The organism is Actinoplanes sp. NPDC021490, assembly GCF_055562135.1.
Genome location: NZ_JBVHFW010000002.1, coordinates 528418 through 540535 on the forward strand (window position 1 = coordinate 528418; position 12118 = coordinate 540535).

The 12118-nt window shown below is 72.0% G+C and carries 13 protein-coding genes; 5 read left to right on the forward strand and 8 right to left on the reverse strand.

Annotated features, from left to right (window positions below; all coding sequences use genetic code 11):
• Positions 1 to 57: 57 nt before the first annotated feature.
• Positions 58 to 237, reverse strand: a complete 180-nt coding sequence (locus ACZ3I4_RS06845; RefSeq protein WP_465380906.1) for a hypothetical protein — start codon at positions 235 to 237, stop codon at positions 58 to 60.
• A gap of 41 nt (positions 238 to 278) precedes the next feature.
• On the reverse strand, positions 279 to 1058 hold the full coding sequence (locus tag ACZ3I4_RS06850; protein WP_465380907.1) for an LLM class F420-dependent oxidoreductase: 780 nt from the start codon (positions 1056 to 1058) through the stop codon (positions 279 to 281).
• A gap of 116 nt (positions 1059 to 1174) precedes the next feature.
• On the opposite strand from ACZ3I4_RS06850, the gene ACZ3I4_RS06855 reads away from it, so the two are divergent.
• From ACZ3I4_RS06855 to ACZ3I4_RS06875, 5 genes are all read left to right on the forward strand, one after another.
• Positions 1175 to 2677: an amidohydrolase family protein gene (locus tag ACZ3I4_RS06855; RefSeq protein ID WP_465380908.1), complete on the forward strand. Its 1503-nt coding sequence runs from the start codon at positions 1175 to 1177 to the stop codon at positions 2675 to 2677.
• Between the two features lie 48 nt (positions 2678 to 2725).
• Positions 2726 to 2926 carry a hypothetical protein gene (locus tag ACZ3I4_RS06860; RefSeq protein ID WP_465380909.1) on the forward strand — a complete coding sequence of 67 codons (201 nt, stop codon included), beginning with the start codon at positions 2726 to 2728 and terminating at the stop codon, positions 2924 to 2926.
• An 81-nt stretch (positions 2927 to 3007) separates the two neighbouring features.
• Entirely contained in the window at positions 3008 to 3754 is a 747-nt protein-coding gene (locus ACZ3I4_RS06865) for a hypothetical protein (protein ID WP_465380910.1), read from the forward strand.
• 24 nt (positions 3755 to 3778) lie between these two features.
• A complete protein-coding gene (locus ACZ3I4_RS06870; protein ID WP_465380911.1) occupies positions 3779 to 4117 on the forward strand; it encodes a YnfA family protein in 339 nt (112 codons plus the stop codon).
• A 29-nt stretch (positions 4118 to 4146) separates the two neighbouring features.
• Positions 4147 to 4689, forward strand: a complete 543-nt coding sequence (locus tag ACZ3I4_RS06875; RefSeq protein ID WP_465380912.1) for a GNAT family N-acetyltransferase — start codon at positions 4147 to 4149, stop codon at positions 4687 to 4689.
• 310 nt (positions 4690 to 4999) lie between these two features.
• Here ACZ3I4_RS06875 and ACZ3I4_RS06880 read toward each other — a convergent pair whose 3' ends face one another.
• Genes ACZ3I4_RS06880 through ACZ3I4_RS06905 form a run of 6 tightly spaced genes read right to left on the reverse strand, consistent with a single transcriptional unit; the run spans position 5000 to position 12101 of the window.
• Positions 5000 to 5455, reverse strand: coding sequence for an NUDIX hydrolase (locus ACZ3I4_RS06880; protein ID WP_465380913.1), 456 nt, complete (start codon positions 5453 to 5455; stop codon positions 5000 to 5002).
• Positions 5456 to 5465: 10 nt separating this feature from the next.
• The gene (locus ACZ3I4_RS06885; RefSeq protein ID WP_465380914.1) at positions 5466 to 7358 is read right to left on the reverse strand and encodes a hybrid sensor histidine kinase/response regulator; all 1893 of its coding nucleotides are present in this window, start codon (positions 7356 to 7358) and stop codon (positions 5466 to 5468) included.
• A gap of 38 nt (positions 7359 to 7396) precedes the next feature.
• A complete protein-coding gene (locus ACZ3I4_RS06890) occupies positions 7397 to 8698 on the reverse strand; it encodes a lysine N(6)-hydroxylase/L-ornithine N(5)-oxygenase family protein (RefSeq protein ID WP_465380915.1) in 1302 nt (433 codons plus the stop codon).
• A gap of 4 nt (positions 8699 to 8702) precedes the next feature.
• Positions 8703 to 9341 (reverse strand): isochorismatase family protein, encoded by a 639-nt coding sequence (locus tag ACZ3I4_RS06895; protein WP_465380916.1) that lies wholly within the window; start codon positions 9339 to 9341, stop codon positions 8703 to 8705.
• A 5-nt stretch (positions 9342 to 9346) separates the two neighbouring features.
• Positions 9347 to 10936, reverse strand: coding sequence for a (2,3-dihydroxybenzoyl)adenylate synthase (locus ACZ3I4_RS06900; RefSeq protein ID WP_465380917.1), 1590 nt, complete (start codon positions 10934 to 10936; stop codon positions 9347 to 9349).
• A complete protein-coding gene (locus ACZ3I4_RS06905) occupies positions 10926 to 12101 on the reverse strand; it encodes an isochorismate synthase (RefSeq protein ID WP_465380918.1) in 1176 nt (391 codons plus the stop codon). The genes ACZ3I4_RS06900 and ACZ3I4_RS06905 overlap by 11 nt, the downstream gene beginning before the upstream one ends.
• Positions 12102 to 12118: the final 17 nt, after the last annotated feature.

Genomic DNA, 12118 nt, shown 5'->3' on the forward strand with positions numbered 1-12118 from the left:
CGGGCAGGTCACCTGCTTGTCGTCGTCAGAAACGCCTGCCGATTCCCGACACAACCGTCACGCCGGTTCGGGCACACCGCCCGGTTCGGGCGCCGGCTCGGTCGGCACGGGCGAGGGCTCGGCCGGCGGCGGGGGCAGCGGGTCGGGGCTGCCCGGCTCCAGCTCACCCGGGTCGTCCGGGATCGGCGCGCCCGGGTCGAGCGGCGGGTATTTGTCCGGATCAGACGGAATAATCATGCCCGCCTCCGTACCCTGGTGATCATTTGCCAAACACCGGGTCATCCGTTGACGGAGTCCCGCCAGGCGAGCCATTCGCGCAGGTCGGAAAGGTCGTAATCCGGACCGCTGGCACTCACCGTGAACAGCGAGACACCGAGGTTTAGCAGGGTCGGGCCGACCTCGGCGGGCTTGCCCTGGACCGCGGTGGAGATCTCGATCTCGGCCGGGTCGCGGCCCACGTCGGCGCAGTGCTGCCGGAGGATGCCGGTCTTGCGTTCGACGGTCTCGGCGTCGCCGAAGCTGTGCCAGATGTCGGCGTGCTTGGCCACCAGGCGCAGCGTCTTCTTCTCGCCGCCGCCACCGATCAGCGTGGGGATCTTGCGGGTGGGCGCGGGGTTGAGCTTGGCGTACCGCGACTCGATCCGCGGCAGCGCGTCGGCCAGCGCGTCGAGGCGCCCGCCGGCGGTGCCGAACTCGTACCCGTACTCCTGGTAGTCCTTCTCGAACCAGCCCGAGCCGATGCCCAGGATGAGCCGGCCGTCGCTGATGTGGTCGACGGTGCGGGCCATGTCGGCCAGCAGCTCGGGGTTGCGATAGCTGTTACAGGTGACCAGGGCGCCGATCTCGATGCGCGACGTCTGCTCGGCCCAGGCGGCCAGCATCGTCCAGCACTCGAAATGCAGGCCCTCGGGCTCGCCGTACAGGGGATAGAAGTGGTCCCAGTTGAACAGGATGTCGGCGCCGAGCTCTTCGGCCTCGGCGGCGGCGCGGCGGATGGTCTTGTAGTCGGCGTGCTGAGGCTGGATCTGCACACCGATCCGGACGGGCCTGGAAGTCATGATCGCCAGCCTAGGCGCTGACGGTGCCGTCGTCCTGCCGAAGTGGGGCTAGCCCTACCCGCGGACGGGCCTCAGCACCCGTGTGCCGGAGCGGCCACCGGACGAGCATTCTTCGCATGGGAATCTCACGACGTACAGTGCTGGCCGGCGGGGCGGCGGCCCTGGCCGGCGCCGCGGCCGGATCGGGCCCGGCTTCCGCCTCGGGCGGCCTCCTCGCCATCACCGGTGTCACAGTGGTCGACGCCGACGGGCGGCGGCGCGGGCAGAACGTGCTGGTCCGCGACGGCCGCATCCTCGATGCCGGCCGCGTCGCCGTGCCGCATGACACGCGTGTCATCGACGGGCGCGGGAAATACCTGATCCCCGGGCTCGCCGACATGCACACGCACGCGACCGGGATCGACCGCTTGGAGCCCGAGATGTACGTGGTCAACGGGGTCACGACCACACGCGAGATGTCGGCCAACGAGCCCGCGATCGGCTGGCAGCGCGAGATCGAGGCCGGGGTGCGGGTCGGGCCGCGGTGGATCGTCGGCAGCGCGATCGTGGACGGGTCACCTTCGCTGTGGGAGGGGCTCGGGGTCCCGTACGTCGCGGTGGCGGACGCGACCCAGGCCCGGGCGGCCGTACGGGCCCAGTCGGCGGCCGGCGCGGCGTTCATCAAGACGTACAGCCGGTTGAGCCGCGAGTCGTTCCACGCGATCGCCGCCGAGTCGCGCCGCGAGGGACTGCCGTTCCTGGGCCACGTCCCCGATTTCGTCCCGGTCACCGAGGCCAGCGACGCCGGGCTGCACACCATCGAGCACCTCTTCGAGTTCTGGTACGACACGTCGCACGACGAGGAGCGGCTGCGGCGGGACATCGCCCGCATCCGGGTGGACGGCGGGGACTACGCGAGCTGGTTCACCAAGCTGCACCCGGTGGAGTTCGCGGCCGCACGCAGCTACGACCGGGACAAGGCGGCGCGGCTGTTCGAGCGGCTGGCCCGCAACGGAACCCGGGTGACGCCCACGCTGAGCGTGCACCGGACCTGCGACACCCCGCAGGACGTGCCGCACGACGACCCGCGCTTCCGGTACGTCAGCGCCGACACCCTCGCGTACTGGCAGTGGGCCAACGAGACCATCTATCTGAAGGGGCGTACGGCGAAGGAGAGCTTCGAGCGGCGTGAGCTGTTCGCCCGGCGGCTGCGGCTGGCCGGCGAGATGGCCCGCGCGGGCGTGCCGCTGCTGGCCGGCACCGATCTCGGCACCGCCTATCTGCTGCCGGGTTTCAGCCTCCACGATGAACTGCGGCTGCTGGTGCGGGCCGGCGTCACCCCGGCGCAGGCGCTGCGGGCGGCGACCCTCGAGCCCGCGCTCACGCTGGGCCGTCGCGACCAGGGCCTGGTGAAGCGGGGGCACGTCGCCGACCTCGTGCTGCTCGGCGCCGACCCGCTCCGCGACATCGCCCACACCACAAAGATCGACAGCGTTCTCGTACGGGGTCGTCTGATCGACGCGGCGGCGCGGCGCCGGATGCTGGCCGAGATCGAGGCCGCCGCCCGCGCCCAGGCGCCCTCCGGGGTGCTGCCCGTGACGGCCGGATGCGCCTGTCATTCGTCAATTTCCCGAGCCTGATCGCGTGGCGCGCTGGGCGGTTCGCCGACGAGTCGCTATGTTGGACACATGGTGACGGGTGAGCTGCTCAGCGCGATGCTGTTGCTGCCCCTGATCCTGGCCTTCGCCGGTCTTCTTTCGCGGCCCGCTCCCCTTGTGGAGGTCCGGGTGGCCGCCGAGCCGGTCCCCGCCGACCGCGCCCCGGTTCTTCTCTCGCAGTTCACCGCCGGTGTCCGCGGTTCCCGCGCGCCTCCCGTCGCCTCTGCCTGACCATCCCGCCCCGCGCCGCGCCGGCGCGCCAGCCGATGGTCGCAGCCTGCCATCGACGACTCTCGCGGACGGAACTCCCCCATGAACGTAGTTGCGGAAATGCTCCTGGCCGACCCGGCTCCGGCCGCCATCTGGGCCACCCTGATCCTGCTCACCTTCCCGGCGCTGCTCGTGCTGGGCAGCCCCGAGGCCATGCGCCACCCCGGCCGGATGATCCGTGACCTGGTCCACGCGTTCCGCAAACAGGAAATTCCCGACACCACCCCTTCCTCGTACGCCGCCGAGGTGCGCGTCGCCGCCGACCGCGCGTCCGTCGCGGCGCAGCGCTGGCAGGAGCTGTGGGAGCAGGCCGAGACCACCATGAACGCCGCGTACGAGGCCTGGCTGGACGCCGACGCCCGCCTGCGCTCGGCGACCGTGGCGGCCCGGTGGGGCACCCCGTGGTCGGTGCGCACCTGCGAGGAGTACGCGGCCCGCGAGCGTTTCCTGCACCGCGCCGTCGCTGCGGCCTGCGACCGCGGCGACCTGCCCGCCGAGGCTCTGGCCGACGCCCAGGCCGGCCGCAACGGCTGGGACGCTTGCCTGCACCCGGTCGACCAGGAGCTGGTGATCGCCCGGGCGACCGCCGCCTGGCTGCGCCACCGCTACGAGACGGCCGCCGAGGCCGAGCGCACCGCCTGGCACGACGTCGACCTGGCCCGCCGCTCCGCCGCCAGCCTGCAGCGCGAGGCTCTGGAGGCCACCGACGAGGCCACCCCCGCCGGCGCCACCGTCGCGTCCCTCTCCCCCACGGCCACCCGCCGCCCCTTCGCCGTACCCGCCACCTGATCACCGCCGGGTAGGTTGCCGGGCATGACCGTCGTCCGCTCTCTGCTGCTGTTCATCCTGGCCGCGTTCGCGGAGATCGGCGGCGCGTGGCTGATCTGGCAGGGCTGGCGCGAGAACCGCGGCCTGTGGTGGATCGCCGCCGGTGTCATCGCCCTGGGCGCCTACGGCTTCGTCGCCACCCTGCAGCCCGACGCGAACTTCGGCCGGATCCTGGCCGCGTACGGCGGAATCTTCGTCGCCGGCTCCCTGGCCTGGGGCATGGTGGTCGACAAGTTCCGCCCCGACCGGTGGGACCTCATCGGCGCCGCGATCTGCCTGATCGGCGTCGCCGTCATCATGTACGCGCCCCGGACCGCTTCCTGACCAGCCGTCTACGCGATTCCTCTGGTTGGATGGCCACGATGCCCTCCACACCACGTGCCGCAATGTCGCCGTCGCTGCGTACCCGACGTCTGAGGCTGGACGCCTTCACCCCCGGCGACGCCGCCGAGCTGCACTCCCTCTTCGCTGATCCGGACACGCACACCATCGGATCCGGACCTTTCACCGCCTTCGAGCAGACCGAGCGCTGGATCACCCACCGTGTCGAAGCGCAGCGCGACCATGGCCTGTGCTGGTATGCCCTGCGCTGCGCCGAGACGGGCCTGCTGATCGGCAACTGCGGAATGCTCAAAGGCCGCACCAGCTTCGAAGAACCCGAGATCGGCTACCTGATCGGGGCCTCGCACCGGGGCCGGGGCTATGCCTCCGAGGCAGCCGCGGCGGTGCTGCAGCAGTGCCACGCCGCCGGCCTCCGCCGGGTGTGGGCCAGCATCCGCCCGCACAACCTCGCCTCGCGCCACATCGCCACCGGGCTCGGCATGCGCGTGGACCGCACGGACAACGACGAACATGGCGAGCTGCTGTTCTACGTCGTTGACTTGCGCGCCCGCTGACGGGCACGCGCGGGGACGGAACAGGCTCCGGTCAAGTTCACGGAGGGCTGATGGGCGGACCGACCGAACAGGACATGATGCGGGCCTCGGCGGCGCTGGCGCCGTTCGTGCGGCGCTGGGATCTGCCGCTCAATCCCGAGGACATGGACCAGATCATCTATGCCCTGCTGCTTCACTCCCGGTCGGCGGAGTCGTGGGACAACATCTCCGCAGCCGTGGAACGGCAGATCGATGAGCATGAGAAGTCGATGCGCGAGATGTACGAGTCGATGGGCGAGGCGATCCGAAAGCCGGCGGGCGGCGCGCGGGGTCAGTGCTGGATCGGGCCTCCGACGGGGACGGGCCCGACGTGGCCGGTGGCGGGACGCAAACGCGCGAGGGCCAGGCCGACGTCGACGAGACCGGACCGGCGTAACGAGGCCACGCCGTCGAGCGCGGTCCAGGCCGACGCCGCGGTTTCGCCGTCCGGCTCGGGGCGCAGCGAGCCGCCGGTGACCCGGACCTGATAGAAGATGCCGACGTTCTGGTGATCGGCCCCGGCGAGGGCCTCGGCGGCGGGGATCACTCTGGAGTCGACGCCCAGCAGGCACACGACCTCGCCGTCGCAGCCGGTTTCCTCGGCCAGTTCGCGGATCACCGTGTCGTACGGGTCCTCGCCGTGCTCGACGCGGCCTCCGGGCAGGGTCCAATGCAACCCGCGGTAGTGGGCCAGCAGCACCCGGTCGTCGTCGAGGCACACGGCGTAGGCGGCAAGGCGGAAACTCACCCGCCCGATGCTAGACCGCCGACGGGGTGCGGTGCAGGGCCTTGTGGACCGCGTGGAGCAGGTCGGGGGCGGTGAACGGCTTCTCGATGAAGGGGGCGGCCGGATCCAGCATGCCGGTGGCGTCGAGCATGCCGTAGCTGTAGCCGGACATGAAGATGACGGGCAGGCCGGGCGCCCGCTCGTGCAGGAGCTCGGCCAGGCGGGGGCCGGTCATGTCGGGCATCACGACGTCGGTGATCAGGGCGTCCACCGTACGGTCGCCGACCACCACCAACGCCTCGGGGCCGGTCGCGGCGCCGAGCACCTGGTAGCCGGCCACGGTCAGGATCCGGGCGGCCGCGCGCATCAGGGCCGGCTCGTTCTCGACGATCAGGATGGTGCGGCCGTCGCCGGACGGGGGCGGCCCGCCGTTGTCGGTGCCGGTCGAGGGGACGCCGGCCAGGGGTAGGTGGACGCGGAACGTGGTGCCGACACCAGGTTCGGAGTAGACGGCGATCGAGCCGCCTGCCTCGGTGACCATGCCGTAGACGGCGGCCAGGCCCATCCCGGCGCCCTTGCCCGCCTTGGTGGTGAAGAACGGCTCGAAGACCCGCTCGGCCACCTCGGGGGCCATGCCGGTGCCGGTGTCGGAGACCAGCAGCCGGGCCTGACCGCCCGCCATGCCGGTCTCGAGGACCAGGGTGCCGCCGTCGGGCATGGCGTCGCGGGCGTTGGCGGCGAGCTGGGCGATGATCTGCTGGAGCTGGCCGGGGTCGGCCCGCACGGTCAGAGGGCCCGGTCCGGGGCGGGCGACGATCGTGATGTTCTCGCCGGTCAGCGGTTCCAGGTCGGTGCGGGCCTCCTGGAGGGCCACGTTGAGGTCGACGTCGCTGGGCCGGCCGCCCGCGCCGCGGTTGAAGGTGAGCAGCTGCCGGGTCAGGTCCTGGGCCCGGTCGGCCGCCGAGCGCACCTGCTGCAGGTCCTCGCGTACGGCGGGCTTGTCCTCGGTCTCGTCGATCGCGAACTCGGTGTAGTTGACGATGATGCCGAGGATGTTGTTGAAGTCGTGGGCCAGCCCGCCGGCCAGTTTGCCCAGGCTCTCCATCCGCTGGGCCTGGTGGGCCCGGTCCTCGTCGGCGCGGCGCTGGTCGGCCGCCGCCTTCAGAGCGCTGATCTCGCGGGCGGTGACCGAGACCCCGGTGACGGCGCCGACCGAGTCGCGGATCGGGGCCATGTTGATCGACAGTTCCAGGGGGGCGCCGTTACGGTGCAGGCGGCGGGCCTCGTAGTGCAGGTTGCGCTCGCCGTGCCGGATCCGCGCGATCATCGCCATCTGGTCGGCCGCGCCGGTGTCGCCCGAGAAGATCGACATGGGCTGGCCGATGGCCGAGCCCGCGTTGTAGCCGAACAGCCGTTCGGCACCGCGGTTCCAGGCGGTGACCCGGCCCTCCAGGTTCACGCCGATGATCGCGTCGTCGGTGTGCTCGACCACGGCGGCCAGGGTCGCGCGGTGTTTCTCGGCCGCGTTGAGGGCGGCCTGCTCGCGGGCGCCGGCCTCCTCGAGCCGGTGCTGCTCGCCGGGCGACGTGAAGATCGAGCCGCCGCCGAGCAGCACCTTGTAGCTGCGGCGCAGCGTCCAGTAGTAGACACCGATCAGGGCGGTGAACAGGTCCCAGGCGGCCGACGGCCACTCCCAGCCGGGCTGCAGGTGCCCGTGCCCGCCCTCCGACGTGGCGCGGATGGCCATGAAGGCATGCAGGCCGTGTCCCACCGCGCAACTGAAGAAGATCATCGCGGTGGCCACGGCGAGCTTATTGCTCCACAACTGCCCCGCCTGGGTCACCGGCACCAGGATGGCCGTCATGATCGAGGCGTAGGCGACCATGATCACCAGGTTGCCCAGGATATAGAGCTGTTCCGGCACGATCGTCCTATCGGCGGCCGCCCGGCGGACCTGAGCGGTTAGCTTCGGACGACCGGGGCGTAGAGGCGGGCCGCGACCGAATCGACGATCTCCCCGGCCCGTACGGCCGCCGCGGAGAGCAGCGTGGAAGTTATTCCGTGCGCGTGTTCGGTGCCGCCCTGCAGGTACAGCCCGGCGTGCAGGCGGGCGTCGGTGACCAGCCGGTAGTCGCGGTGCACGCGCAGCAGGTTCTCGTCGTCGCGGTGGCAGTGGGCGCCGGCCGCCCCGAGCAGGCGGGTCGCGTCGACCGGGCGGTACCCGGTGGCGTACACGATCGCGTCGGCCTCGAGATCGGTGCGCTTGCCGGTGGGCAGGTGCTCGACGACCGCGGTGACCCCCTCGTCGCCGGGCCGCAGCTCGGCGATGCGCGACGCGTTCATCATGTGCAGCCGCTGCCGGCCGGTCACCTTCTCGCGGTAGGCGCGGCGGTACAGGTCCTCGATGAGGTCCCCGTCGACCACCGAGTAGTTGGTGTTGCGGTGATAGTCGAACAGCATCTGCTTGACGTCGGCGGGCGCGTCGAAATAGAGGTCGACCGCCTCCGGGTCGAAGATCTGGTTGGCGAAGTTGCTGTCGTCGGCCGGGCTGTAGCCGTAGCGGAAGAACACCGAGTGCACGTCGGCGCCCGGGTAGCGCTGGTGCAGGAACGACACCGACTCGGCGGCGCTCTGACCGGCGCCGACGACGATGAATCGCCGCGGCCGGGGCACGTCGAAGCGGGCGACCCGGTGCAGCAGGTCGAGGTTGTGCCACACCCGGGGTCCGGGCGTCACCTCGGGCGGCAACGACGACTCGAGCCCGACCGCCACGACCACGTTCCGGGCCCGGATCGTACGGGTCTCCGTGCCTTGGCGGGCGATGACGTCGACGGCGTGGAAATCCCCCCGCTCGTCCGCCACCGGCACGACGTCGGTCACCGTGTGGCCGTAACGGACCTGGTCCCGTACGCGGTCGGCGGCCCACCGGAAGTAGTCGTGGAACTCGATCCGCAGCGGATACACCGACTTGTAGTTGATGAACTCGGCCAGCCGGGCGTGGGCATGCAGGTACGACACGAAGCTGTAGTCGCTGGCCGGGTTGCGCATCGTGACCAGGTCCTTGAGGAACGACACCTGCATGGTGGCGTCCTCGAACAGCATGCCCCGGTGCCAGCCGAAGTCGTCCTGCTTCTCAAGGAAGACAGCGTCGATCCGGTCCTCCGTACGGGCGCAGGCGCGGTTGTGCTCCTCGACGGCGATCGCCAGGGCCAGGTTGGACGGCCCGAAGCCGATGCCCACCAGGTCGTACACCGGATTCTCCATGGTCTTACCTTTCGGTGAGGGCATCGGTGAGCTCGCCGGTGGTGGCGACCACGCCGCAGCGGTCGTTGACGTGCCGCAGCGCGTCGCGGTGGTGGGCCGGGCTGAAGTCGGCCACCGCGTCGGCCACCACGAACGGCTGGATGTCGCGCATGAACGCCTCGAGCGCGGTCGCGAGCACGCCGATGTGCGCGTAGACGCCGGTGACGATGATCTGGTCGCGGGTCTCGAACTGCGACCCCAGGGAGGTTCCCGCGAAAGCGCTGTAGCGCCGCTTGGTCAGCCGTACGTCACCGGGGCCGGGCGTGAGCCCGTCGGTGATGGCCAGCGCGTGCGGGTCGGCGGGCGGGCCGTCGCCCCAGAAGTCCTGCAGCAGCCCGCGTTCGCCGGGTCCCTGACCGCCGGGCTGGGCCGAGAAGACGACCGGGATGCCCAGCTCGGCGGCGTGTTTCTTGAGCGTCGCGATGTTGTCGACGACCCGGGCCAGCAGGGCGTTGTCGGCCGTGCCGAACGGGGCCAGGAAGTAGTTCTGCATGTCGTGCACGAGCAGCACGGCGCGGGCGGGATCGGGCCGCCAGGCGACGCGGGCGCGGTCCATGCCGAATCCGGTCGGGATCGGGTACGGGGTGATGCGGGGCAGCGACACGGGGGTCAGCCTTCTTTCAGGGAGGTGCGGAGGGCCGCGCGCAGCTCACGCCGGCTGATCTTGCCGACGCCGGTGACCGGGAACGCGTCGACGACGGTCAGCCGGTCCGGGATCTTGAAGGCGGCCAGGCCGCGCTCGCGCAGGTAGCCGCGCACCTGGGGCAGGGTGATCGAGGCCCCGGGACGCGGCACGACGAACGCGCAACTGCGCTCGCCGAGATAGTGGTCGGGCACGGCGACGACGGCGACGTCGTGCACGCCCGGATGGGTCAGGAGGTGGTTCTCGACCTCCTCGGCGGCGATCTTCTCGCCCCCGCGGTTGATCTGGTCCTTGGCCCGGCCCTCGACCACGAGATAGCCGTCCGGGCGCAGCCGCACGAGGTCGCCGGTGCGATAGAAGCCGTCCGCGGTGAACGCCGTCCTGTTGTGTTCCTCCGCGTTCCAATAGCCGCGGATCGTGTACGGCCCCCGGGTGAGCAGCTGACCGATCTCCCCCGGCGGCACGGGCCGGTCGTCGTCGTCGACGACCAGGATCTCGTCGTCGGCCGAGATGGGCCGTCCCTGCGTGTGGAGCACGATCTCGTCGGGGTCGTCGAGGCGGGTGTAGTTGACCAGCCCCTCGGCCATCCCGAAGACCTGCTGGACCCGGCATCCGAGCACCGGCTCGACCCGCTCGGCGACCGTGCTGCCCAGCTTGGCCCCGCCCACCTGCAGGATCCGCAGGCTGGACAGGTCGGGCCGGGACGCCAGGCCGCCCACCGCGTCCAGCCAGAGCAGGGCCAGCGGCGGCACGACGGCGGTGATGGTGACCCGCGCGGCGGCGATCAGCGGCAGCACGGTGGCCGGGTCGGGCCGCCGGGCCAGCACGATCCGCCCGCCCGTGTGCAGGATGCCGAGCACGCCGGGCGACGACATGGTGAAGTTGTGCCCGACCGGCAGGACGGCCAGATAGACGCTCTCCGGGCCGAGCTCGCAGATCTCCGCGCTGGCCCGGACGCTGTAGAGGTAGTCGTCGTGCGTGCGCGGGATCAGCTTGGGCAGGCCGGTGCTTCCCCCCGAGAGCTGCAGGAACGCGAGGTCGCCGGCAGCGGGCCCGACCGGCAGCCCGGCGGGATCGCCGTAGAGGGCGGACAGCGCCGTGAACTCCCCCGGGTCCCCGGCGATGATCACGTGGGCGTCCCCGGCCACCGCGGCCAGCGTACGGTGGTCGAAGCCCTCGTGTTCGCCGGTGGTGACGAAGGCCTTGGCCGACGTGTGCGAGCAGAAGTAGCCGATCTCGGCCGACCGGTGGGCCGGCAGCGCGAAGACGGGCAGCGCCCCCAGCCGGAACAGCGCGAAGATCACCTCGAAGTACTCGGCCACGTTGGGCAGCTGCACGACGACGCGGTCACCGTGCCCGATGCCGAGCCCGTGGAAGCCGGCCGCCAGCCGCTGCGCGTTCTCGTGGAGCGCGCGGTAGCTGACCTCGCGGTCGCCGTCCACGACGGCGATCCGGTCGCCGAACCGCCGGGCGCCCGAGGCGAGCAGGTCGTCGAAGGTCTGCCCGGTCCAGTAACCGAGCTTGCGGTAGCGCTGGGCGTAGTCGTCAGGCCACATCGTCGAGCTCCAACCCGAGGGCGGTGAGCATGGTGCCGAGCTTGGCCGTGGTCTCGGCCAGCTCGGCCCGGGGGTCGGAGCCGGCCACCACGCCGGCCCCCGCGTACAGGTCGAGCCCGTCCTCGTCGGCGGTGGCGCAGCGGATGGTGACCGCCCACTCGCCGTCGCCGGAGGCGTCGGTCCAGCCGACCGCGCCGGTGTAGAACCCGCGCTCGAACGGTTCCAGCTCGGCGATGGCCGCGCGGGCGGCGGCGGTCGGCGTGCCGCAGACGGCCGGGGTCGGGTGCAGGGCCGTGGCCAGGGTCAGCGACGACGCGGCGGGGTCGGAGACGACTCCGGTGATGAGCGTGCCGAGGTGCCACATCGTGGCCGTGGCGACCAGCGAGGGGGTGGGCGGCACGGTCAGGTCGTCGCAGTACGGCCGCAGCGCGTCGGCCACCGCGTCGACCACCACGGCGTGCTCGTGCCGGTCCTTGTCCGACCGCATGAGCGTGGCCGCTCGCCGCGCGTCCTCGGCCGGGGTCGCGCCGCGGGCGGCCGAACCGGCCAGCGGGTGCGCGGTGACCCGGCCGCCCCGCCGGGCCACCAGCAGCTCGGGGCTGGCGCCGAACAGGGTGCGGCCCGCGCCCAGGTCGACGCCGAACGTGTACCCGCCGGGGTCGCGGCCCGCGAGGGCGCGGACCACGGGGGCCGGGTCGAAACCGGGGGCGTCGACCCGCAACGAGCGGGCGAGCACGACCTTGGTGTAGCGGCCGGCGTCGATCTGGCCGACCGCCTCGGCGACGGCCGCCGCGTACTGCTCGGGCTCGGGCACCGGGCGCACCTTGTCGGCCCGGATCGCGGGCCGCTCGACGACCGTGGCCACCGGTGGCCCGCCCCGGCGCAGCCGGTGGGGCACGACCAGGTGGTCGGGGGCGCCGGGCGCGAACGGGATCGCGCCGACGACCGTGCGGACCTCGTGCCCGGCCGCCTCGGCCACGCCCAGCACGGCGTCGACGCGGCGGGCCAGGTCGGCCAGGTTGTCCGAGCGCCCGGACGGTGGAACCGCGAAGTAGCTGCCCTCGGCGAGCAGGGTCCCGCTCGGCGAGGTGAACAGGGACGAGCTGCCGGGGCGGTAGCCGGCCAGCAGCTCGGCCGCGGTGGATGCGGCGCTGACGGTAGTCACTGATGGTTCTCCCTTTT